Genomic DNA, 25,865 nt, shown 5'->3' with positions numbered 1-25,865 from the left:
AATAATCGGCTACTACAGCAGCCGAATAACGGCACAAAATCGATACAAAAAAACAGCCCACAAAAAGGCTATGTCTACCTCCATACATCTCAACTACCAATGGGACTTCTGTATCGCTTAAAATTTAACCACTGCCCAAAATGCTTTCTTGGGCTCCAACGCCTTATCGAACAACAGTGGGTAATCCTTTCTCCCACGCACAGGAAAATTATCCAGCCAGCTATACCGGTCAGAGATATTCCAGAACGTTACACCTGTTAAAGCCGCATGATACTTGCGGAAAGCAGCAAAACAACGGCTAAACTGCTCCAGTTGTTGTTGCTCCCTTACGGCAGTGAAGGTCATGGCACTATCCCCCGCTTCCCGGGCTCTCATCTCATGTTCTTTGGGGTAAACAGACACATCAAATTCGGTAATTTGTATTTTAAGACCCAGTTTTACAAAATCCTGCAGGGTGCTATCCAATTGTGTTGCTGATGGTTCGTTTACCGCCCAATGCGCCTGTAAACCCACCCCATGCACCGGCACTCCTTTATTGATTAGCCCATTGAGCATGCGGATAATTTTTTCCCGCTTCACGGCATTAATCTCATTATAATCATTGTAAAACAACAACGCATCGGGGTCCGCTTCATGTGCCCACTGAAACGCTTTTTCTATGTACTCCTCTCCGCAGATCTGGTACCACAAAGAATTCCGGTAAAATTCATCTTTACGGTCACTGATCACTTCATTGGCTACATCCCAGGCGTATACGATCCCTTTATATCTTTTTACTACTGTAGTAATATGCTCTTTCAAACGCTGCAACAATACTTCTTTAGATACAGGTTGCCCGGCGGCATCTTTAAACATCCATTTAGGCGCCTGGTTATGCCACACTAAGGTATGCCCTCTCAACTTCATCCCATTTCTGCGGGCAAAAGCCGCTATGGAGTCTGCATCGCTCCAGTTATACTGCTGTTCCTCAGGATGAATAACACCCATCTTCATGGCGTTCTCCGGGGTAATACTATTAAACTGCCGGAGCACCAATCCCGCTTCATCTGTGTGCAACGCACGTGGTGAAACGGCAACGCCTATAGGAAAATAATCCTTGTAATAATCCTTTAGTCCGGGAGCTGCCGGTAAATGAGCAGGGGGAATGCGATAAATTGCACAGGAAAGGCTGATGACGGCCGCCAGCAAAACAACAACAACGTGGCTGATATATTTCATATGTAGCTTGATTCTTTGTTTATGGAATTACTTATCTGAATGCACTCAATGTTTGAATAGTACCATCCCTGTTATATTTTAACTCCATCACCTTTATGTTTCTCAAATGCGTTTTACCGGACAATTGGGTGTCGTGGTAAAACAAATACCATTTCTCCCCGACCTGAATAATGGAATGATGGTTGGTCCAGCCTTCTACCGGCTTCAGGATAATACCCTGATAAGTGAAGGGACCGTATGGGCTATCACCGATGGCATAAACGATATTGTGCGTATCGCCGGTTGAGTAAGAGAAGTAATATTTTCCGTTGTACTTGTGCATCCAGGCCGCTTCAAAAAAACGTTTGTCGTTGTCCTGCTCATTATACAAATGGCCGTTGCTATCTATGATTTTTATTGTGACGGGAGCCTGCTCCAGGTTTTTCATATCTCCGGAAAGCTTTGCCATCCGGGGGAGAATGGCTACTTCATTCTTTTCACGCAGCTTTGCGGTAGCATCATAGCGGTTGTTATCCCAATTTTGTAATTGTCCTCCCCAGATGCCGCCAAAGTACAAATAAAAAGCACCATCGTCGTCCCTGAATACACAGGGATCGATACTATAGCTGCCGGTGATGGGCTCCTTTTCTGCCACAAACGGGCCAGTTGGCTGTGCGGAAGAAGCCACCCCTATCCTGAATACTCCCTGCTTATCTTTTGCGGGGAAGTATAAATAATAGGTTCCTTTTGAAAACGCCGCATCCGGCGCCCACAATTGTTTCGCTGCCCATGGTACATCCTGCACCTTCAGCGCAACTCCATGGTCCGTTACTTTACCACCGATAGTATCCATAGAAAAGATGTGATAATCTGCCATCTGGAAATGATCTCCATTATCGCTTTCTTTTGTGTTGGTAGCCGTGTCGTGGGAAGGGTAAATGTATATTTTCCCATTAAAAAGATGCGCCGACGGATCAGCGGTATAGAGATGTGATATCAATGGCGGTGATGTATACACCTGCTGGTTATCATCAGCGAAAGTAAACCAGTTAAAACTGCTGCCAGACAATGCTTCGCCGGTAAATGTAAATGTCAGCCGGTGCCTGCCGGTAACTGGCGTCACGGGTACACTCAGCGTCAGGTACTGTTGCGATGATTGTTCCGGCACTACTACTGTAGCATAAGGATGTAACGAATCTTTATCCAGATATACGTTGATATGTCCTCCCCGGGGAGCCACCCGTAGCAACAGATATTTATATCCCTTTTCAAAGCCCACCTGGTTAAACCGGAGCCATGCACCGGGCGCCGAATGACTTACGTCCTGCTGTCCTGGCTCTCGGCCATCATGTCCGGGAACTACCCGTGCACCGTAAATGTCGTCATACATGGCCGCGCTAATTTGCGACGAAGCGTTGAAGCGATTAGGCGGCCCTTTCCTGGCATCCATATGGAACCAGTCAATATCCACATAACCACCGGTTTGAGTAGTGGCATAATTAAACAGGGTAAACCGGTTGCCAGTAAACATTTTCAGGTCAAACTGCATGTCCAGTGTATCACCCAGGGGGATAAATGTTTTATTATCGAAGCTATAGTAGTAATGCGCCTGATTCTTTACGGTATTAACGGAAGCCTTTAAGAAAACGCGGGGCTCTTTCCCAATGGCAACACTGTCGATCCGGATGCCGCCGTGTTCCATGACAATAAACTTTGCAGCATTCGCCACACGGACACCGATAAAGGCATAGGGCAGTTGTAAAACGGCCAGTCCGGCCACATCACCAGCTTTCATACCGCTAATATCAAATGCAGCAGTAGCATCTGAAAATGGGCCGAATATTCTTTGTGTGAGCGAGTTGCGTGCATGGAGCAGATCAGTGGCAATGCCGGAAGTGGTAAGCCGCAGGTATCCCTTTCGCTTGCTTAAGGACCACGCGCTATCATCAGGATTATGATTCCAGGCCCATTGCATGCCCAGCTGATCGCCATTAAACTCATCAGCGGTGGGAAGTACCTTTACCGGAGCAACGGCATCAGTGCGGGGCTTCATATGCGTTACCACCGCTCTTCCATCTTCCCCTACTACCGGCCAACCATCTACCCACTGCACTGGTTGCAAAGTAGGCACCCGGCCTACTCCTACCCTGTCCTGAAAAATAATGCTCCACCATTCCCCCAAAGGCGTTTCCACTAATGCTCCCTGATGAACACCTTTACCATAGAGGTTCATATCATCTTTCAGCACCACCTTTTCGGTATAAGGGCCGTAGATATTCTTTGACCGCAGACACACCTGATAGCCATCACCACCGCCATAGGTGGCATAAATGTAATAGTACCCATCTTTCTTATAAACATGTGATCCTTCCAGGCCCGGCCTTTGTACTTTGTCGAATACAACGCTGTCCCTGCTGATGGGGGCCAGCTCAGCATCCACTTCTGTCACAGATAATTTAGAATATCCATGAGCAATATAGATGCGGCCATCGTCATCAAAAAACAACCCGGCGTCATAGTAGGGTCTTTTCAATTTTTGTATTTTCCAGGGGCCTGTTGCATTCGGGGCGGTACATAAAAAGCCGCCTTCATCCAGCGTCAGGAAAAGGATATAGAACTTTCCCTGATGATAACGAAGACTGCTGGCCCACTGCCCTTTTCCATATCTGTTTCCCCCTTTTAAATCATAAAAGGGATGTTGTTTAAACTGCTGCACTACGTTGGCAGCATAAGTCCAGTTCACCAGGTCTTTCGACTGCAACAATGGTACACCGGGAAAAAAATACATGGAGGTGGCTACCATGTAATAGGTATCCCCAACGCGGATCACGTCATTATCCGGAAAGTCGGCCCAGATGATGGGATTAGTATAGGTACCATCTTCATTGTCCGACTGCTGCGCATGAATGGACACACTAAAGATGGACAGGAGTGCTATAACGAGGAATTTCTTATACATTTTTAAAATTTATTCAGTCATCTTGATTTTTATGGATCATTTTTTTGAAGAAAATAACAGCATCCCCTCCTGTCCGGAAACAAAAATACGTCGCGCACTACTTTCCATGTAGTTCATTTGTTGAAATTGATAGAAAAAATGTCTTTTAGACAATAATTATAGCTCAAAAACAGTCTGTTAGGACAATTTAGTATCATGTTGATCATAAATTTCATTACAATACTTAAATTGGGAATCAAAGAACCACGTTTATACCACGCAACCAACATCTTGTTTTTTAATGATCGCCCAATATGCTTAAACATACCTTCACCTTCCTGTGCTGTTTGCTATACCTGACTAAAACCGGTTGGACACAAACCGGTCATCTCAACTTCACCTCCCTCACCTCGAAAGATGGATTAGTCTCTAACGGAGTAAATGCCATTACGAAAGACCATTACGGGCTGATGTGGTTTGCGACTGATGATGGTTTAAATAAATTTGATGGTACCCATTTCACGGTTTACCGGCATCGCCAGGGTGATGCTTCCTCCCTGAGAGCTAATGAGGTGCTGACGCTGCATGAAGACAACACCGGTCACCTCTGGATTGGCACCAGTGGTGGTGGACTTAGTTTGTACGACCGGAAAAAAGACGCCTTTGTTCATTTCCCTCTCCACGCAGATGCGCCACAATTGCCTCCCAATGCGGTGATACTGGATATTTCCAGCGATACCTCCGGCAATATATGGATGGCACAATACGAACATTTATTCAAGCTGGCTCCCGGCACCCATCATATTTCCAAAATCAACCTGGTGGCGGGAGAAGATGGCCAGGGAGCAAAGGTAAGTCCACGCTGCATTTTCGTAGACCGTAAGCAACAAATCTGGATCGGCACCAGTCGTGGTTTATATTGCTATGTTCCCTCCACGGGTGCAGTAAAACTGATCACTAATCATAAAGCCGGAGCCATTGCCCAGGACAATGAAATCAGGGCTATTAACGGCGACAGCGACGGGCAAATCTGGATAGGCACGGCCACAGGTTTGTATATGCTGCAACCCGATGGCATCAGCATCTCTCCCTATCCTGCTATTTCACTCCTGAACAATAAATTAATTAACTGCATCAAACCGGACAAAGACCATCAACTGTGGATTGGCACGGAAGAAGGATTAGTGCTGTTAAATACCCGTACCAATACTGCCGATCATTATCTCCCTTCCGACGAAAACACTTATAGTCTTACCAACAAATCAATCAAATGTATTTATAACGATGAGCAGGGGATCTATTGGCTGGGTACTTTCAGAGGGGGAGTTAATAAGTACGACAAAAATCTACATCTTTTTAATTTTAAGCCGGGTACAGCCTTCCATGAAAACAGCCGTCAGTCGTCTATTGTCACGGCCTTTGCGGAAAACAGCGAAGGGAAAGTTTTCGTTGCCACGGATGGCGGCGGTATGTTTGACTTCTCCCGTAAAACCGGCAAAGTTCATCCCATCGATATTCCACTGCCGGTAAACGGTAATAAAGTGTCGATTATGGCGCTTCACTATACGCACGACAAAAAATTATACATTGGCACCTATGCGTTGGGATTACTGATCTGGAATAGCGCTACCGGCAACTATAAATATCTTGCAAAAGGTATAGGTACCAATCATCTCGGGGCCAATGATATTTTTTGTATAAAAGAAGATAGCAAAGGCAATGTTTGGGTAGGTACTAACGGAGCTGGCCTGGATGTGCTCAAAAATGAGCAGGTGGTGACCAGATATACTCCTCAACCCAATCCTACACTTCCTTATGAAAAAAAACTGCCGTTTAACGGGTACATCAGAGCCCTTGAAGAAGATGCAGCGGGCAATATGTGGATTGGCTCCCATGGCGGCGGCGTAGGTGTTTATCACCCGGATACCGGGCAATGGGACATCTATACGCAGAGTAACAGCCTCTTGCCGAGTGATAAAGTACAAACACTGCTGCGCGACAGTAAAGGCCGTATGTGGATAGGCACCTTTGGTGGATTAAGTCTTTTTGACAAAACACAACAACGGTTCATCAATTTCTCTGAAAAGGATGGGTTGCAGAATGCGACCATCTACCAGATGCTCGAAGACAAAAATGGTATTATCTGGCTGAGTACCAATATGGGCATCAGCAGTTTCAATGAAGCCTCAAAACAATTCAGGAACTATAACCGCTACAATGGAGTGCAAAATAACAACTTCGTTCACAACTCCGGCATACGTTTATCTGACGGGGATCTGATGTTCGGCGGACTGGAAGGCATTAACTACTTTACCCCCTCTGATTTAACGGTGAATAAACATGCGCCAGCCGTATTATTAACCGATTTAAAAGTATCCAATAAATCAATATTGCCAGATGAAGATGGGCCGCTCAAAGCGCATATTTCTGTAGCCGATAATATCCATCTGACTTACAAACAAAATTTCGTTATCAGCTTTGTCGCACTCAACTATACGCTTCCTACGGAAAACTATTATGCCTACAAACTGGAGGGATTTGATAAGGACTGGAACTGCGCCGGAACGGTTAACAGCGCCGCCTATACGAATCTTGATCCCGGAGAATACACCTTTCATGTGAAAGCCGGCAACAGCGATGGCATTTGGAGTAATCAGGACACCAGGATAAAGATTTATGTCCGGCCTCCTTTCTGGCGCACCATCTACGCCTACCTCTTCTACATCTGTCTTATTTGCGGATTGCTGCTATACAGCCGGTATCTCGGGATTAAGCGAATCAGAAAAAAATTCCTGCTGGAACAAGAGCGACTGGAAGTAAAAAGATCACAGGATATAGACCGGCTCAAAATTAAATTTCTTACTAACCTGAGTCATGATTTCAGAACACCTATTTCGCTGATCATGGGTCCCGTAGAACAACTCATTACGGAAGAAAAAATCAGCGCCCACCTGGACAAACTCAACATGATCAAAAGAAACTCCCGGCGGCTGCTCAACCTGGTCAACCAGTTACTCGACTTCAGAAAAATGGAAGAACATGAACTAAAACTACAGCTCGCAACAGGCGATCTCGTAGCTTTTATTAAAGAAATAACAGATTCCTTCCGCGACTTTGCCGAACGGAAAAACATTGAATTTATCTTTATCAATGGCCCGGTAACATTGCCTGCGCTATTTGACCATGATAAAATAGAACGTATTCTTTTCAATTTGCTTTCCAATGCCTTCAAGTTTACACCGGAAAAAGGCTCCGTTATCGTGGAGCTGCAGCTGTTAAAAAACAAGGAGGAGGATCTTCAGCAATGGGTTCAAATAATCGTAAAAGATACCGGCGTTGGCATTCCTAAAGACAAAAAAGAAAAAATATTTGAGCACTTCTTCCAGACAGATACCGCTTCTGCTATATTAAACCAGGGAACTGGCATTGGATTGTCTATTACGAAAGAATTTGTAAAAATACATGGTGGTACTATTGAAGTAGAAAGTGAATCCGGGCAGGGGGCAGTTTTCCTGCTGCAACTTCCCTTAAAAGCACCTATGCAAAGTCCGGTGCCGGAAAGGCCGCCCGGTGCTCCACTGCTGTCTGTTCCTGCAACGAGGCCACAGGAGCCGGAAATGGCTAATACACCACCCCTCAAAGCATTACAGGACCATCCCGACATGTCTACCTTACTGCTGGTGGAAGATAATGACGACTTCCGGTTTTATCTTAAAGATAATCTTAGCAGGAGCTACAAAGTAATAGAAGCTACCAACGGAAAAGAAGGCTGGCAGAAAGCATTATTGCTACATCCGCATTTGATTGTCAGCGATATTACCATGCCGGAAATGGATGGCATTAGTTTACTGCAGAAATTAAAATCAGATAAAAGAACCTGTCATATACCCGTGATATTGCTCACAGCACTCACCAATGAGGAACAACAGATTACAGGCCTGGCAACCGGCGCCAACGACTATATCACCAAACCCTTTAATTTCGAAATACTTCACGCGAAGATCAGGAATCACCTGCATCTTAACTCTACCCTGAAAAACACTTATACCAAACAAATAAAACTGCTTTCTCCTGAAATAGAAAAGGTATCAACGGAAGAAAAATTATTGGCACGGATTGTCAACCATTTGGAAGAAAACCTGACAGACTCACAACTTTCGGTCGAAAGCCTGAGCAAAGAAGTAGGGATGAGCCGGAGCTCCCTCTACAATAAGTTATTGGAACTAACCGGCCAAACGCCCGTAGAATACATCCGGTCTTACCGGCTGGAGAAAGCCACCATGCTAATGAAAAGAAGTGACCTGACCATTGCGGAAATCGCCTATCACGTGGGATTTTCCACCCCTAATTATTTCGCCAAATCATTCAAGATAAAATATAATATGCTGCCTTCAGAATTTATAGCAAGGCTGCAAAAAGATAAAGCCCTTGAGTGATGACTACCCACAAAAAAGCCCCCTTACCGTATGTAAGGGGGCTGATGGTTGCTTCTATTATTTCGCATTGGCTTCAAGTGCCTTAGCTACTGCAGCGTAAGCAAGCTTGCGCACATACCCTTCGGTCCATAGCCCCACTGGTTCACCTGCCCGCCATCCAGCACCCACCGGGCTATCCAGCGGGCTCCAGATCGTAATCCCATAGCGTTGCTTCGCGGGAATGAGTTCAAAGTATTTATCAATTACGTACTTGTACATATCTGCCTGGGCTTTGTACTGTTCAAGGGTAGCGGCGGTTGTTTTCACGCCAACACCCAAATCCAGTTCTGATACCTTTATCATTTTCCCGGTAGCTGCCAGCAGCTTAAACATCTCTGCAATTTTATCTTTGCTCGCGTTAATATCAATATGCATCTGCGTACCAATACCGTCTACTTTGGCTCCCTGGCTTTCAATGTAATTGACATAAGCAATCAGGCCACGGCATTTATCCAGACTAAACTCCAGGTTGTAGTCATTAATAAAATGAATATCTGTAGCATTACCATACTGACGGGCCATTTTGAATGCCATTACTGCATAGTCCTTACCCAGGTAGTCCTGCCAGTAAAACTCATCCGATGCCATATTCGTTTTGCCTACCCCTGTTTTTAACTCATAAGGTTTACCGTCGTCCATGGGTTCATTGACTACGTCCCAGGCTTTTACCACCGTTTTACCGGCGCCTACCATGCCGCTCATCCATTTATCGAGGGCGTCTGTGAGGATATATTTTTTTTCCGCAGCTGTTTTTTCTACTACTGTAGTACTTCCGCCGGTGGCTTTGGCATTCTTCAGCACCACATCATCAATATACACCGTACCGGCAAATTCGCCATAGCTAAAGATGAGCCGGGATCTATCGCTTGCAGTAGCTGTAGTGGAAATCGATACCAGTGTCCAGTCTGTGGTTACCGGCACTTGTCCGAAGCCGTTAGATGAATAGTTGGCGCTTTGCAATTCCGGGCGAATAATTCCTGCGGCGGTACCTTTCACCCAAAAACTCAATTCGTAGGTAGCACCATTTTCCAGTGGCGCGGCAAAATCATAGCTGGTTTGTACATCCCAGTAGTTAGACGCTTTAGTGGGATTGGTAACATAAAACGCTTTGCCTTTGTTTCCTACCCCCATACCATCAGCCGTTACACCGCGGGTAGAGCTGCCGCCCCATCCACCCCAGCCGCCGCCGGATTCAAAATTGCCGTTGGCCACCAGGTTGTTTACCAGTGGCGTTCCCTGGGTATCGTATACATACAAATTGTTGATGTCGATATCATATGTTACCCCCGCTTTATTCTTCAGATCAAAATGCAGCTTAATATTATTGTCTGCAAAATCATTGATGGTAAAACGGATTTCCTTCCACGAAATCCCCGTCGTGAAGGTAGCGGTGGGCGTTCCGGATTTTGTCCAATCTATTACCGGTTTATTGTTATTTAAACCTTCAAAAGAGATGCTTCCTTCTCCGGCCCCTTCTGACCGGATATACATGACTACTTCATACTTATGTGTTTTGTTGATGGCGATTCCTGGTGTAACGAGTTGTAAGTCCGTGGCCGTTCCGTTGGCTTTTAGCTCCACGGCATTATTACCCGTTCCCATGCCTGTACCGGTAACTACTGAAATACCGTTGCCTGCATTGAGTTTGGTCCAGTTCGAAAAACTGTTGTCTTTTAGTCCGGCGGTATTTAAATCATTGGGATATGCCGGTGAGGTGACCAGTAAAGGCGAGATGAGTCCTTTCAGGTAGCTGGCGTTCTGATTGGCGTGCCACATCAGTGTATGGCCATACACCTGCATGCCGGCTTCTCCTGCCGTTTGAAACAGTGATTTTACTTTCGTCAGGTCCAGGCTTCCATCGGCCTGCACTACTGCGCCATGTTTCATTTCATACCCTAAAACAATTTCATCGAAATTCCGGTTGGCCAGCCGGTACTTTATGCCTTTGTCCAGGTATTCCTGCAAACCGAGCGCCACTCCCCATTTAAATCCCGGCTGTGTAGCACGGTTGATGTAGCTTTTCAGTGCCGGATAAGCATCGATGTCTTCCTGCATGGCAACGCTTGCTGGCTTATCTACATTAAATTCCAGTGGCTGATATTTATTGCAGGAAGTGATCACCACCAATGCCAGTAAGCGGGTAGCTATTTTATGAAGCTGAGTCATACCAATTACTTTAATGTTGGATAAAAATTATTTGCTCACCGGTGTAAATGTTTCCATTGTAACAGAGCGGTCCCGCATCACCAATGTGTCTGTTGTAGACACCTGCATACCAGGCAGTGTCACCTGGTATTGGAGATAAAGTGCATCCCTGTCTTTGCTTCCCCAGCTGTTCTTCTCCCCTCTTTTTACAAACTGTCCATCGCCCGTAACGGTGATATTCTCAGTAGCGGAAGAAATAGTACATTTTTCGCCGTCCTTAAATGTGAGCAGCAGTGTACAGTTGATGTTGTTACCATCTTTATCTTTATATACTACCGGGAATACCAATTCTTTCAAAGACTTTGTATTTAACTTATTTACTTCATCTTTCTCCACGTACTCCATATGCCGCACCACGGTTTGATTAACACTGCCTGACACTACATCTTTTCCTCTGCGCAGGTAGTTTCCATGCCACTCGTTCACGTACTTAATAGCGTAGAGGATAAAATCCTTTCCACTCAGGATAGAATCTGCGACTGATTTGTTGGTGATACGCAACGGAATCACGTAGGTGTTTTTGATCGTTTTAGGGTCATTAAAAAAAGCGTCGGTTAATTGTACTTCCACGCCGCCGGTCAGGCTCCCTTCGGGGATCACGATCTTATTGTCTGCCAGTGAATAATAATTAGCAGGCATGGGCAAAATCTCCTCTTTACCAACACCAAACAGTAAACCGTTTCCCAACAGGGAATTATCTACTGAGATGCCGATATTGAGGTTCTTTTTACTGTAATAAACACCGCCCGTGGTAGCCATGATTTTACATTTGCGCTGATTATCCAGCTCAGTACTGAAGATATCTTCTCCGAAAGTGATAGTACGCACAGGATATTGATAGGCGAAATACACCGTTTGATAGGGATAATCCGGAAATGTTACGTTTTTATTACACGCTGCCAGCAGCAGCAACATCATGGGCATTATAAACTTCTTCATGTTCTCTTTTTTTTAAAATGAATGCTGTTAACGCCAGCCTTTGTTTTGCTCTAAAGCGCTAAACTTCAGTATTTCACCATAAGGAATAGGCCCATATGTCATGAATGGCTGGAACTCACGGTTCTCCACATTCATCACTGCAGGAACATTATTTTTTATGCTCACTCCTCTGGCCACTTCGTTTAGATTAACTTTCCAACGACGCAGGTCCCAGAAGCGAAATCCTTCAAAGCATAATTCTATTCTCCGTTCATTTCTGATAAGATCCCTCATCTGTTCCTTACTCCCTTTCGCTTGTTCCAACCAGGCGTCACCATTAGTTGTACCTACGCCTGCCCGTTTGCGAATCGCTTTGATTACATCATAGGCGGAAAATCCATACTTGCCAGCTCCCAGGGGGCCCCAGGCTTCATTTGCGGCTTCCGCGTAGTTGAGAAATATTTCTGTATACCGGATATGTGGTTTATAATGACGCTGGTTGTTGGCAGAAGTAGGATTCAGGTTTACATCCTGTCGCAGCAGTTTACGCAGATAGTAACCGGTTCTGGTAGAGGTACCTACTATATTGAGGCCATCATTGGTACCACCATCTGCAGTGGTATTGATCACCGTATTATTTGGCCCTGCGGTACCGCCATTCACTAAAATAAACAGGCGCAGACGGGGATCTCTGTTGGCATAGGGATTAGTGGCATCATAGCCGCTGCCTGCGCTCCCAATAGGCATACCGTTAGCCATGGGGAAAGCGTCTACCAGGTTTTGCGTGGGATTAATGCGGCCGTTGCCAAACAGCCCGGGGGGATAGTTGGCTTGCTCCAGATCGCGGTTATCACCGTAGTTGTTCCTCCAGAGTATTTCAGCGGGGTTGGCACCGTCGGCCAGTCCGGCAATTTCAGCGCCATTGGCATACCAGGTCAGGCCATTGGCCGCCAGGGCATTTACGCCCCCCTTCAGTGACAGCACTTCTCCGGCATAGTCGGCCGCATCCGCCCAGGTGGTGGTATTGCCAGTACCAAAAGCCGGGCTGGCGGCCAGCAGAGCAGCCTTTGAACGAATGGCTTTTGCAATACGGCCTGTGAGAAATCCACGGAAAGCGGCGCCAAAAGCGCGGTTATATTGCTCCTGGGTAATACTGCCATATTTGGCAGGAATGAGCCCCGCACTGGCGATATTTTCGTAGTCCAGTGGAAGCATGTCATCTGCTGTTGACAGATCACTATAAATTTGCTTCATACAAGCTTCAAAGGTGGCCCTGGGTTTATTGAAATCCCCATTCGATCCCTGCACGGTGGTAATAATGGGCACGCCCAGTATAGCACCACTTTCCGACAGGCCTCCATGCACCTGTAACAAATGATAATAGAAAAGCGCACGCAAGCCGGCAGCCTCCCCTTTTATCCGCATGGCAAATAATTTACTTACTGCAGCATCGGATACCCATTGCACGGTATCTACATCACGCAATATGATGTTAAGATATTGAATGGCCGCATAGGCATTGGTCCATTGACTCAACGGATTATTGTTGGCTGTCCATTGTCCATTCGCCATTTTGAGGAAGCCACTACTCTGATCATTGGTCACCGCATCGTCGGTGGCCACATCATTAAAGGACCAGGAATTAGTGGGTATCCGGTTATAGCCATTGAGTAATATGCCAAATGGCAGCGCGGCATCATTGGGTGGATATTTATTGGTATTCAGGTCCCGGTTATTTTCAATTTCCGGCACCAGCAGATCTTTACAACCGGCCAATAGCGAAAGGCAAGCCAGTAAAACAAGAATATTTTTTTTCATAAAACGGGAACTTAATTATGCAAAAAGAGATCAAAACAATCCTTTTATACCAAGGTTATATAAGCGCGTTTGCGGAGCGATGCCCACATTCATTTCCATTGTTTTCCGTTCAGCCGATACCGTTAGTAAATTAAATCCGCTGACATATACCCCCATTTCTTTCAGTACTTTTTTTCTACCCAGCAATCCGCTCATATCGTACGAGATCTGTACTTTCGCCAGATCTATACGATTGGTTTTATACAACCAAAAATCCGAATTGCGGAAATTGTTATCACTGGAAAATGTAGTCAGGCGTGGATATTTAGCGGTTTGCGCGGTTTCAGGTGTCCAGCGATCTCTTACCACGGCAGAATATTTGTCTTCTCCATCTACCCAAAACCAGGAATTATTCTTCATGCCATAGGCGCCAAATCGTCCTACGCCCAATGCAAAAAAGGAAAAGTTTTTCCATTTGGCACTTAGGTTAATCCCTAATGTCAGCGGAGAACCAAACCAACCACCACGGCCCAGATATACTTCATCGCGGGCATCAATAACTCCATCTCCATTCTGATCTTTATACTTGATATCTCCTGGCTTTACCTGACCAAAAGCCTGGGTGGGAGAATTTTTAATGTCATCGGCATCCCGGAAAAATCCCTGATTTTGTAATCCCCATATGGCATCCAGCGGTTTACCCTGACGATATTGATAGTTGTCCGCATACAATTCAGCGCGTTTGGTAGCCATCGTTTTATAATAGCTGCCGACCAGTCCTATGGTATAACTCACTTCACGCACCTTGTTCCGGAAACTGAGGTTAAAGTCAACCCCAACGCGTTTATCATCGTTATAATTGATATAAGGAATAAAAGACGATACCGGGAATCCGGTGGTGAAGTAAGACGGATACAGCACATCTGGCTGGATAATATTACCGGTCATTTTATTGACAAAGAAATTGCCTTCCAGTTTTATTAACTGATGAAAGAACGTGCCATCGAGACCGATACTGATTTCTTCTCTTTTAGGGAAACGCATATCAGGATTAGCTCCCCGGCGCGACTCTGTTGCTGGTACACCGGTACCATCTTTCCAGCCAAACCAGCTTCCCTGTGTGGTATACACCCCCTGGTACAAATAATACGAGGCAATATCCAGGTCGGTATGCAATATCCCTGCAGACGCTGTCAAACGGAGGTCATCGATCGCAGCTACTCCGCGCAGGAAAGGAGCATTGCTAAGCCGCCATCCCAGCGACACTGTTGGAGAAAAAGCAGTTCTGTTTCCTTCCGGCAGTTTGGCGCTATGCACCACGGCGCTGCTGAAATCTATATAGTAAGTATTGCTGAAATCATAGCCCAGCTGCAACCCCAGGTTAGCATTGCTGGTACGATGATATACCGCCGATTCTGATTGCTGGAAACCATTCACCAATAAAACAGCAGAAAGATGATGCTTATCACGGATAGTGTTGAGGTAATTGAATTGACCCGTGGCAGCAATAGTTTGACGATACCAGCTATTACTTACGTTCTGTACCCCCGAAGTAGCATCCTGCCCATATTGGGTAAGGCTGCTGATTAAGTCCTGTCCGGAATAGTTATTCCACGTAGGCGCGTATACGGCATAGCTATTATTGAAGGCCAGATTATAGGAGGTGTTATAATCTACTGCAAACGTAGCGCGAAAAGAAAGCCCTTTCAACAAATTCCGGAGATCTGCATTTACACCGGTATTAAACTGGAATTGCCGGCTTATATAGCGGTTGTTGCCCCCGGCATAGATAGCGGCAAAAGGATTGGTTTGATCCAGTTGCGTGCCCCCCAGTAAATACTTCCCGTCAATAATATGATTACTGTTTTTCACCAGCACATTGGATGCTTCATCATCTGCCTCAATTCTGTCTAAAGGAATAAGTGGTGCAAAACGATAAGGACGTAAGTTGGCAGCACTTGCCCAGTAATCAGTATTAACTCCTCTCCCGGTATAAAAAATAGCGCTGGCATCTACATTACAGGAAATATAATCGCTCAGGTTAACGTCAACGTTACCACGCAGATTGAGGCGATCCGATTTTCCATTTTGGCGGGCCTCTCCAAAATTGAGTAATGATCCGGAAGCCTGATAGCCAATATTGGTATAATAACGCGCCTTATTATTTCCACCGGAAATCTCGGCCGTTACATCGTAGCGGCTGAAGAACTTTTTAAGGTATTCATCTGCATAATAATCTACATTGGGATACCTGTATTTATTTTTACCGGAGGCATACTGATAAATAGTTTCAGGGCTATATAGTTCAGTGAGTCCATCATTGCGGCGCGCTTCATTATAGAGCGTCATATACTCCGCAGATCCCAGATAGGCGGGATATGCTTTGGGCACGTTGATACCGCCATTCGCTCTTACATCTATCCGTTGATTCCCGGCTTTTCCTCTTTTGGTAGTAATATACACCACGCCTTTTGCTGCCCTGCTGCCGTATAATGCCACAGCATTTACCCCTTTGAGAAAAGAGATTTGTTCTATTTCGGTGGGTAATACATTGGTAGCATCGCGGGGAACGCCGTCTACCACCAGCAGATAACTACCCATTCCCCACATACTATTGCCATTAAATCCACTGGCCCAGCTCTCCATATTTTCGAGGCTATAGTTCATATAGTTTTGTGTCATTTGTGTAGATACGTCGACCACAGCAATGCCACCCAATACATCTTTTTTGTTTAGCTTCCGGAACGCCACCTGCGCTGTATTATTCTCAGGTACATTTGATATCGCAGTGCCCGAAGTATCTTGTGCCTGTACCGCTGGCAGGAGGCCTGTCAGCGCGATTGCGGCTATTAATGCTTTCATCTGATTCATGAATTTTTGAAATTAGCGTAAACGATACATGTAGGAATTGTACGTGTTTACCATCCGGGATTTTGTGGGAATTCCAGGTACATATTAGCATCCGAATTTTTCAGCGGGAACCAATAATGTTTCTCAGAATACCTGCGTTCGAGAATGACTGACTCCCTTAAGTTGAGTACTTTATTATTTTTGGGATCAGTTGTACTGAATGATGGCGACCGGTCAAATTCAACAGATTTCTTCAGGGTATATGGGCTATGTATCAGTAACATCCATCTTCTTAAGTCATTAAAGCGATGACCTTCAAAAGATAGTTCCACGGCTCTTTCGCGTCGTACTTCACTCATGAAATCATCCAGTGCGCCGGTAAAACGTGCGGCAACATGTCCCGCACCCGCGCGGTCACGGATCACGTTGATAGCATCTAATGCTGTTTTGGTATAGTTAGCGGATTTGCCCACCGGCGTTCCGTAACCTTCCGCAGCAGCTTCTGCATACATCAGATACACATCTGCCAGGCGCATATAAGGCAGGTGTATATTCAGCGCCTTATCATAGCTCCAGCCGTTATCAAATCTATTGGCGGTCATCGGAATAAACTTGTAGAGTAAGTAACCGGAACGGCTACCACTGCTAATATCACGATAACTACCACCGGTATACAAATTTGCATAACGGTTCTTTTCATCTGTGGTGGCGCCTTGCACGCATTTCACGCCATCGAAAACAATATCATTATAAAAACGCGGGTCTCTACCTTTGAACGGGTAGGCCGGATCGTATCCTGATTCCGGGTCTGCCTGCGTGATATCTTTAATGGGCAAGCCATTTGCCATACCGTAGTAATCTACATAGTTGGCAGTTGGTACAAAAGTGATGGCTTCTTCTGTCAGTAATGCGGGACCATATTGTTTTGCAGTACCATAGGTAGAACCATGTGCACTATAGTAAGGGCCGCGAAAAATGGCTTCGGTGCTACCAGGCATTAACCAGTTCTGACCAGCGCTGTAAAAGTTAGTATAGTACTTTGAAAAATCTACGAGGCTATAAGGAGCATCGCCGGATTCACAGCGCTGCAGTAGTTCTCCAAAGGCTTCTGCCGCCTTCTGGCAATAGGTAGTGTTATAGGTTTTACTGCCACCGGATACGTAATTCATCAACGGACTTCCTGCCCATAGGTAGTTTTTGCCGAGATAGCCCAGCGCCATGATCTTATTAATGCGTAGCTGATTTTTTCCCAACGTCCTTTTTCCGGCAGTAGTATTATCCCAGTTCACCGGCAATAGTTTTGCCGCTTCGCTGAAATCGGCAGCTGCTTTATCTGCGCATTCGCTGTATTTAAGGCGAGGTAGCGCTAATTTCTGATCGCCGGGAAGTACTTTATCAATATAAGGCAGGCCGCCGAAATACTGGATAAACATAAAATGGAACCATCCCCTGAAAAACAGTAACTGACCTTTAATCAGGTCTTTTTCTTCTTGTGTGGCATCGGTGAGTTTATTGAGGTTTTCGAGGCCCATATTGGCTTTACGAATGCCGTACCAACCCAGTTTCCACAGTGATTTTGCAAACCGGTCGTCATTGGTGCTGGTGTTGTTCCGGTCCATCCACCCTGCCTGCCAACCATCGAACTGCGATTGCCAGCCCCAGAAATCACCATTATCTATTTTAACGATGAAGTGGAAATCACGGGCAGTAGATTGAATTTCATCTTCTCCCCAGTTCCAGGAATTTGTCCAGTAGGCGTTGGTAAAATCCGGTATACAGTGATAGAGTTCTTCCGTATAACCCTGAAAACCGATAAAGGTCTTAAAGGCATTATCTGCTGATACAATAGATTGCGGCTCCTTATCAAGGAATTTCTTACAGGATGCCAGGCCAAGAACAGCGGCTATTCCGGCAGCGGCCAGCAATGGCTTTATATATTTATTCATAACGTGCGTGTTTAGAAGGTAAGATTGGCGCCGAGATTGTAACGCTTTACAGTAGGATAAGCTCCCTGCGATGCCCAGCCGGTGCCGGCGAAATTTGATTCGCGGTCGTCCGGCATCTTGCTCCAGGCGGCCAGGTTGTTACCGTTGAGATATACCCGCAACGATTCCAGCCCTACCCGTTTTATAAATCCGGTATTGAAGGTATAGGCAATTTCAGCGTTCTTTAAGCGCAGATAGGAGCCATCAAACATATACTGCGTACCCCGGTAATAGTCTGCTGGCGTTGACAACCAGCGGGGCATTGGCACATCCGCACCAGTGTTGTTTTTTGACCAGTAACTACCTTCATTATAAACCGTATGTCCCTGAGACGACAAACTATTAAAAACTACCTGACGGGTCACATTATTGGCGCCATAGAATTGTACAAAAGCACTTAGTCCTTTCCAGTCTACACCCAATGTGGCGTTATAGGTATTAGTAGGCCATCCGCTATGTCCATACGGAATATTATCCCGCGCATCAATTACGCCATCGCCGTTATAATCCACGAGATAATAATTGCCGGGTAATTTCTGATTATCGTTGGTATTGTGCATGGTGCTGCCGTATAGCTCATCCCAGGTGTTGTAATATCCCTGGCTTACATAAGAATAAGCCTGACCAATTTGCATACCTTCCGATTTTTGGTAGGCCGGCAGTAAGGCGGGGTTATCTGCTTCTATGACTTTATTTTTTGTATGGGTCATGTTCAGGTCGGCCCAAACCCTGGTTTGCCTGGATGCCGGATAACTGAAATGAAGTTCCAGTTCGTAACCCTGAGAAGTTACCCGGCCAAGGTTAGCCACTGGCGGTGTGGTGCCGTAATAAGAAGGTACGGAAGACCGGTTCGCCAGCAATATTTTAGAACGTTTATCCTGGAAGAAGTCTGCCTTACCCTTGATGAATCCTTTGAACAACTCAAAATCAGTACCCACGTTAATTTTTTCCGCCTGTTCCCATTGCACATTTGGATTACCTACGGTAGCTTCCCGATACCAGTTGTAGGGACTTTGTTCTGCGTCTACACCGGTAGTACCCAATCGCGCCTGCCCGCCGTATGCCCATTCCGTCAGGTATAAGAAGCGGCCGGCCACGTCGTCGAAACCTGTTTGCCCATAGGAAGCACGGAACTTCAGCAGATCCAGGAACCGGATATTTTTCATGAATTTCTCATTGGAGGCAATCCAGTTTACGCCACCGGAAGAGAAGAATGCAAACCGGTAGGCAGGGGCAAATTTCTCGGAGCCATTGTAAGCGCCATTATACTCGAATGTATATTTATCGTTGTAGGTGTAAGTGGTACGAAATACCCAATCTTCCCGGTACGAGGGAATCATGCTGCCATAGGCAGTAACATTCCGGTTCAGCAATCCCATGGCGGTTACGGCATGTTTATCTGCAATCGTTTTAGCATAATTCAGTTGCAGCTGATAGAATAAGCGACGCTGATTATCTGTCACGGCTCCTCCTACCGGCGACCACTTGATCCCTTCCTGGAAATCGAAATTCGTCACGCCGTCAAAAGCACTTTTATAAAACACATTTCCTGTGGCAGGATCAATCCATTTACGCTGTACATCATTGTAAAGATCATTAACCCCTCTGTTACTTTCCACGAAGGTATTGTCCATGGAAAGGGTACCATTAAACTTCAGGCCTTTGACAAGCATATCCAGGTTTTGTTCAACGGTAAAGTCGGTGGTGATACGGGTAGTGGTCTGATACTGGATACCACCCACAGCAAGGCTTCTCGCAGAGTTTTCTGCCCGTCCTTCATTAGGTGCATAGTATCCCCAGGAGCCATCGGCATATACTGGCAGAAATACATCTGGCGCAGTGGTATAAGCATCAATCCAGGAGCCATACTGATTACCCGAAAATCCCCATGGGCTTTTCCGTACGCCATATGATCCGGCGAGGTTTACTTTAAAGAGCGTGGAAGGTGTTAATTGAAAATCCAGGTTAGACCGGGCATTTAGTCTGTTAAAGCCGAAACCGGGTTTATAACCGCGTTTATTATCATAAATTTTGAAAAGATCGCCTTCATGCAGGAAGTCTACACTGGTGAAGTATTTAACAAAATGTGTTCCTCCGCTGATATTTACGTTGGCATTTTGCGACATCGCATAATTCTTAAATAACGCTTTTGACCAGTCAACATTTGGGTAACGCTCTGCTTCTTCCAGGTTAGCCGGATGGCGGTATTTATCTAAAATAGCCTGGGGATAATAGTTATTCCAGCTTTCCGGTTTTAATGCCAATTCGTATTCGATCGCCTCATTCACCGTACGTAATGCATCATAAGAATCTGCTTTGCCGGGCAATTTGGAAGGGGCTTTCACGATGGTGTTTACCGTAGCACGAATAGATGCTTTGCCCAATTTTCCTCTTTTGGTAGTGATGAGGATAACGCCATTGGCGCCTCGTGAACCGAATACGGCTGTTGCCGAAGCATCTTTTAACACGGTTACCGTTTCCACAGAGCTGATATCTACACTAGACATAGGACGTTCTACCCCATCTACCAATATCAATGGGTTGCTATTATTCCAGGTACTAAGTCCACGGATCAACAGCTGAGGATCTTCTTCACCAGGCAGGCCTGTGCTTTGAGCAGTAATCAACCCCGGTACATTTCCAGTGAGCGCAGCGCCAATATTGGATACGCCTCCGGCACGTTCCAGAATTTTACCGGTGGTTTGCGACACCGCAGCAACTACGCTTGTTTTCTTCTGCCGGCCATATCCTACGATTACCACATCTTCCAGTCCTACCACATTACTTTTCAGGGTGACGGCAATATTGGATTGTTGCCGGACATTTACTTCCTGCGAGACCTTGCCGATATAGCTAAAAATAAGGACGTGTTTATCGGCAGGAACGTGCAGCTGAAACTTACCGTCGTTATCAGTACTGGTACTGATGCGGGTTTCCTTTATCTGCACGGTGGTACCGGGGATGGGCATCTTCTTTTCATCCAGCACCACTCCCTGGACCACACGTGTATCCTGGGCCAGTAGCGGAGAACCGGCAAGTATACCCGACAGCATTAGTGCTGTCACAGCAAGCCATTTCCATGACATTTGCGGAAAAATCATTTTAAACATGGAATTCAAAACATTTTAATGTTAGGGCAATAAGGGATGCTGACAGCTCATACAAAGCCATCGGCTGGAATAATTACAATACGGTAAAAGATAGTATCCCCTACAGTGTACGATTGGATACTACATGGTTGTGTGATAAAATTGAAATTGGTTGTAGCGGGACGTGGTGACCCGGATGCTTTAAAATTTCATAAGTGATCATTTAGCATTTAAGCATTCATAACGTGTTAATCTATTAAAGAGATTGAAATAAAAAACGATAGTCGAATCTACAATAGGAAGGTATATTTCAATGGTACGAATCTCCAAAAGGATGGTAATAATGTATAAATACACTATCCACCCTTTTTAATCACCCTTATTATTTAAATAACTGTTGCGCAAAATTGAACAAATTATTTCTCCATACCGGCCAGGTATGACCGCCCGGATACTCGCTATAAGTATATTTGATTTTTAGTTCATCCAGCTTAGCCAACATTAATTGGCAATTTTTATAAGCAATATCTTCTTTTCCACCCATTGCAATCCACAGCACATTCAGGTGGCTATTAATCAGGTCGGCATTCGCTTTCATAAAATCGTACTGGGCTCCCGCAGTATTATTCTGCCTGGGCTGCATCCAACCCGAGCTGAATACGCCCAGAGCCGAAAACAGCTCCGTATTTTTAATACCGGTATACAGCGTATGAATGCCCCCCATCGATAAACCCGCTAATGCCCTTTTCCGGGCGTTGGCGTCAACATGGAAATTTCTTTCTACCAGTGGAATAATCACGTCCTTCAACTCCGACTCAAATGTTTTCAATACGGATTCATCGAAAGGAGCGCCGCCTACATTAGCGTCTGGCATTACAATCAGCATGGGTGCTGCTTTTCCGGAAGCAATCAGGTTATCCATGATCAAATCAGTTTTGCCTTGTGTGGCCCAGCCGGATTCGTCTTCCCCACCACCGTGTAAAATATAGAGTACCGGATATTTTCCATTTGCATTGGTATCATAACCCGGCGGAGTATAGATATACAACTGCCGCCAGGAGCCTGTCACTTTTGAAAAATATTTCCTGATCCGGATGTCTCCATGCGGCACATCTTTTAAGGCGTAATAGTTATCCCCGGTAAAGGGTATTTCAATACCGCTGGCCATTCTGCCCATGCCGTAAAAAGTTTCGCTGGCGGGATCTGCAACGGCCACGCCATCAATCAGCAGGGAGTAATAATGAAATCCTTCATTAATGGAATCCGTTGTTATGCTCCATAAACCACCGGTGTCTTTCACCATATCATATTTGCGCCCCAGGTCTACCTGCACCTTTTGTGCTTCCGGTGCTTTAACGCGGAAGGTCACGCGGTGATCGGCCGATATCTCCGGATACTTTGCGTTGCGCACGTTGGTGGCTGCAGAGATGCCTGCCACCGGGTATTTTGAAAATGTGGTAATATCTACGGGTTTAAAGATCAATTGGGAAAACATATACAATCCATTCTTCCACACTTTAAAGTCGTGCACACCAGGTTCAATATAATAGATATGTGGTACGTTATTTTTCTGCAGGTATTCGTGTGTGCGTTTACTGAAAGTAATTAATCCATCGCTGGCGCCGCAGGAGATCCAGAGTAGCTTTATTTGCTGCTTTGCGGCAGCCGGATCGGGCACCAGCTGCTCTGGTAGTTTTGTGTTGGGAGCAGACGAGAAACCACCTATCCAGGCAAACTTGTCCAGGTTACCGAGGCCAAAATTCAATGATTGCCCACCTCCCATCGACAACCCGGCAATGGCCCGATGCTGCTTGTCGGTGTACACCGGATATTTCTTTTGTATAAACGGAATGAGATCATGTAACAAGTCTTTTTCAAACGTAGCAAATGCCTGTACCTTATCCGGTGCCATAACGTTGCCGGAGGCTCTGTCGTCTTTCATAGCACGACCATTCGGCATCACCACAATCATCGGTTCAATTTTTCCTTCGGCGTAGAGGTTGTCCAGGATTACCTGGGGCGTACCGCCATTCAGCCATTCTTTTTCATCGCCACCGATGCCATGAAGCAGATAGAGCACGGGGTATTTTTGCTTGCGGGAAAATCCGGGTGGCGTATAAATCAGCGCTTTACGCAGGTTCCCCACCGTGGTGGAATGATAGCTGATGGTATCAATGCTGCCGTGTGGTATCGCTTCCCGCGGCGTATCAAAACCTGGCGGTGCGTGTTCAATAACATTTTGCGTAAAAGCAGGCAAGGTAAATAATAGAAAAAAGGAAAGATTAAAGATCGTTTTTTTCATATCGCGGAATTTTTCTGAAATTATAAATGTCAATTTAACAATTAATATAATACCAGGTATAACCTGAGAAAAGAAGAGGGCTATTTATCTGTTTTTAAGACACGAATACTTTGAATGGAGATATCTCCGGAGGGCCCTACCGGGAACCGGACAAAAAGATCATGCTGACCTGATACCTGCTGCAACCTGCCTGTGTGGAGCTGCTGGCCACCTGGCTTCACCTGTACCACAGCTATTTTCACACCTTTCTTCAGATCATCTGTGAGCAATTCCAATTGGCCCCCATGGGTAGCTTGTCCCACCAGTTCAACCCTTTTTGCTTCTCCGGCAGTTCCAAAATCTACTCCCGATATCATCAACCATCCCCCCTGTATGGAGGTATTGGTGATGCCTTGTTTTGTTTTGCTGATGCCATAATAATTGCTACTTCCCACTGCAGGTAGTGAAGAGAATCCATCTTTACAAACAAAAAAACGGAAATCCACCGGACCTCCTTCTGCAAACAAGCCGATACTGGTGCCTACCCAGCTGTTGAAGTCAGGTTGTGCTTTGTCAATAGCTACCGCGTTGATGGGCGGGCCCACCTGTTGCCAGTTGTTGCCGTCTGTACTAAAGAAACCGGTTAACTGGTGTTCAAACCTCTCCAGTTTAAGCCAAACCTCTTTCCCTTTACGATAAGGTATTTCTCTTACCGCAGTATCTAATTGAAATACAATACGCGCATTATTACCAGGATGATAGTAAAGACGGGCAAATACACTTTGCTTTCCGTTGGTAAGATATATGCCCCCATGCGCGTTCCTGGCGCCATTCTCCACATTTACGCGGGTAACGGCGGTATAATAATGGTCTGTTTCTTTTTGCAACAGGTGGGCTCTCCCGCTATCAGGAGATAAACGGAGCCACCCTTTGCGTTGCGTCAGGGAATACCCGGCAGCAGCAGGTTGTGTTAAGAAATGCCACCAGGGTCCCAGGCTATCGGTATCAAAACGATCTGTACGTACACTCCGCCACGGCGTATTATTATTATCCAGTGCTGGTTTTACTACAGGCCCGCTCACCGGGGCTTCTCCCCAGGGGCGGTCGCCCTCCCATACTACCCGGTAAAGCGATGTTTGCCTCCCCATACCGGACCAGTCGTTATTGCCACGCTTTTCATAACTCTGACCGATTGTCCACCAGGAGCCATCTGCCAGTTGTACCGGCGCCGAAATATGATTAGGCCGCGGAAAGGTATTATTGACATCGGTAATCGGTTTAAAAAAATCGCCCAATCGTTCCCATTTGGAGGAATCAGCTGTCAGTGCGGTAGTCCGCAGCACATACTGCCCACCGGATACATCACCGGCGGGGAAATAATAATAGTACCCATTTCGTTTACACATTACCGGGCCTTCGGCCCAGCTGTACTGGAGATTAGCATTGATCCAGTCCAGATTGATCACACTATCTGTGAGTTGTCCGTCTTCTCCCAGCGCCTGTAGCCGGTTTACTTTTTGTCCATTTTTAATGACCATGTAAGGCTTGCCATCATCATCTACAAAAATGGAATTATCGTAACCAAGCGGTCCCGTTTGTGCATTCTCCTTTACCCGTACTGGCGCCGACCAGGGTCCGGCGGGTGATGATGCTGTTGAAAACCATTGTCCTCCGGAAGAGAAATAGATCCGGTAAGCGCCATAAAAATAAGTGATGGCACCCTGCCATACGCCATTGCCGGGGCGATCGGTTACCATACCACTATGATTGGGCAATAGTACACGGCTCATCACTTTCCAATGTACCAGGTCTGTAGAGTGATAAATAGGGAGATATGGATTAAAATGAAAAGAAGAGCCACAGTGATAGAAATCATTCCCCACCTTCAACAAGGTTGGATCGGGATGATCACCGGGTAAAACCGGATTTACATACGTACTTACCGTGGAATAAAAATGTACCGCAGCTGGTTCAGTGGCTGGTTGTGGATTGGCTTGCCATACCGGGCCACTTTGTTGGGCTGATCCACTTTGTATCGTCAGGCTTAAACATACAAAGACAAAGGCTATTGATCTTAAAAACATCTGGCAGTTTTTTTTGTGCAGACAAGATAATCACCCGTCCCCACTG

The 25,865-nt window shown here is 45.8% G+C and carries 11 protein-coding genes; 1 reads left to right on the top strand and 10 read right to left on the bottom strand.

Going from position 1 to position 25,865, the window contains the following annotated elements; genetic code table 11:
• Window positions 1–117 precede the first annotated feature (117 nt).
• Entirely contained in the window at window positions 118–1,218 is a 1,101-nt protein-coding gene (locus AC1DFM_RS11995) for an endo-1,4-beta-xylanase (RefSeq protein ID WP_477076968.1), read from the bottom strand.
• A gap of 31 nt (window positions 1,219–1,249) precedes the next feature.
• The gene (locus tag AC1DFM_RS11990) at window positions 1,250–4,156 is read right to left on the bottom strand and encodes a family 43 glycosylhydrolase (protein ID WP_477076967.1); all 2,907 of its coding nucleotides are present in this window, start codon (window positions 4,154–4,156) and stop codon (window positions 1,250–1,252) included.
• 293 nt (window positions 4,157–4,449) lie between these two features.
• On the opposite strand from AC1DFM_RS11990, the gene AC1DFM_RS11985 reads away from it, so the two are divergent.
• A complete protein-coding gene (locus AC1DFM_RS11985; protein ID WP_477076966.1) occupies window positions 4,450–8,571 on the top strand; it encodes a hybrid sensor histidine kinase/response regulator transcription factor in 4,122 nt (1,373 codons plus the stop codon).
• A 57-nt stretch (window positions 8,572–8,628) separates the two neighbouring features.
• On the opposite strand, the gene AC1DFM_RS11980 is transcribed toward AC1DFM_RS11985, so the two are convergent.
• The 8 genes from AC1DFM_RS11980 to AC1DFM_RS11945 all read right to left on the bottom strand — a co-directional run bounded on the left by AC1DFM_RS11980 (window position 8,629) and on the right by AC1DFM_RS11945 (window position 25,819).
• On the bottom strand, window positions 8,629–10,776 hold the full coding sequence (locus AC1DFM_RS11980) for an endo-1,4-beta-xylanase (protein WP_477076965.1): 2,148 nt from the start codon (window positions 10,774–10,776) through the stop codon (window positions 8,629–8,631).
• Window positions 10,777–10,803: 27 nt separating this feature from the next.
• Window positions 10,804–11,754, bottom strand: coding sequence for a DUF5627 domain-containing protein (locus AC1DFM_RS11975; RefSeq protein WP_477076964.1), 951 nt, complete (start codon window positions 11,752–11,754; stop codon window positions 10,804–10,806).
• A 27-nt stretch (window positions 11,755–11,781) separates the two neighbouring features.
• Entirely contained in the window at window positions 11,782–13,551 is a 1,770-nt protein-coding gene (locus AC1DFM_RS11970) for a RagB/SusD family nutrient uptake outer membrane protein (RefSeq protein ID WP_477076963.1), read from the bottom strand.
• 30 nt (window positions 13,552–13,581) lie between these two features.
• A complete protein-coding gene (locus AC1DFM_RS11965) occupies window positions 13,582–16,392 on the bottom strand; it encodes a SusC/RagA family TonB-linked outer membrane protein (RefSeq protein WP_477076962.1) in 2,811 nt (936 codons plus the stop codon).
• A gap of 56 nt (window positions 16,393–16,448) precedes the next feature.
• Complete coding sequence (locus tag AC1DFM_RS11960) at window positions 16,449–18,326, bottom strand: RagB/SusD family nutrient uptake outer membrane protein (RefSeq protein WP_477076961.1); 1,878 nt, start codon at window positions 18,324–18,326, stop codon at window positions 16,449–16,451.
• 11 nt (window positions 18,327–18,337) lie between these two features.
• A complete protein-coding gene (locus AC1DFM_RS11955; protein ID WP_477076960.1) occupies window positions 18,338–21,430 on the bottom strand; it encodes a SusC/RagA family TonB-linked outer membrane protein in 3,093 nt (1,030 codons plus the stop codon).
• A 406-nt stretch (window positions 21,431–21,836) separates the two neighbouring features.
• A complete protein-coding gene (locus AC1DFM_RS11950) occupies window positions 21,837–23,756 on the bottom strand; it encodes an alpha/beta hydrolase-fold protein (protein ID WP_477076959.1) in 1,920 nt (639 codons plus the stop codon).
• A gap of 80 nt (window positions 23,757–23,836) precedes the next feature.
• The gene (locus AC1DFM_RS11945; protein ID WP_477076958.1) at window positions 23,837–25,819 is read right to left on the bottom strand and encodes a family 43 glycosylhydrolase; all 1,983 of its coding nucleotides are present in this window, start codon (window positions 25,817–25,819) and stop codon (window positions 23,837–23,839) included.
• Window positions 25,820–25,865: the final 46 nt, after the last annotated feature.

This window comes from Chitinophaga sp. 05T412 (assembly GCF_056396465.1).
This window is presented reverse-complemented; position numbering and strand designations above follow the sequence as displayed.

What these genes read in the sequence shown, in the direction of transcription:
- AC1DFM_RS11995 (WP_477076968.1), bottom strand. Translation starts at nt 1,218, where the DNA reads ATGAAATATATCAGCCACGTTGTTGTTGTTTTGCTGGCGGCCGTCATC.
- AC1DFM_RS11990 (WP_477076967.1), bottom strand. Translation starts at nt 4,156, where the DNA reads ATGTATAAGAAATTCCTCGTTATAGCACTCCTGTCCATCTTTAGTGTG.
- AC1DFM_RS11985 (WP_477076966.1), top strand. Translation starts at nt 4,450, where the DNA reads ATGCTTAAACATACCTTCACCTTCCTGTGCTGTTTGCTATACCTGACT.
- AC1DFM_RS11980 (WP_477076965.1), bottom strand. Translation starts at nt 10,776, where the DNA reads ATGACTCAGCTTCATAAAATAGCTACCCGCTTACTGGCATTGGTGGTG.
- AC1DFM_RS11975 (WP_477076964.1), bottom strand. Translation starts at nt 11,754, where the DNA reads ATGAAGAAGTTTATAATGCCCATGATGTTGCTGCTGCTGGCAGCGTGT.
- AC1DFM_RS11970 (WP_477076963.1), bottom strand. Translation starts at nt 13,551, where the DNA reads ATGAAAAAAAATATTCTTGTTTTACTGGCTTGCCTTTCGCTATTGGCC.
- AC1DFM_RS11965 (WP_477076962.1), bottom strand. Translation starts at nt 16,392, where the DNA reads ATGAAAGCATTAATAGCCGCAATCGCGCTGACAGGCCTCCTGCCAGCG.
- AC1DFM_RS11960 (WP_477076961.1), bottom strand. Translation starts at nt 18,326, where the DNA reads ATGAATAAATATATAAAGCCATTGCTGGCCGCTGCCGGAATAGCCGCT.
- AC1DFM_RS11950 (WP_477076959.1), bottom strand. Translation starts at nt 23,756, where the DNA reads ATGAAAAAAACGATCTTTAATCTTTCCTTTTTTCTATTATTTACCTTG.
- AC1DFM_RS11945 (WP_477076958.1), bottom strand. Translation starts at nt 25,819, where the DNA reads ATGTTTTTAAGATCAATAGCCTTTGTCTTTGTATGTTTAAGCCTGACG.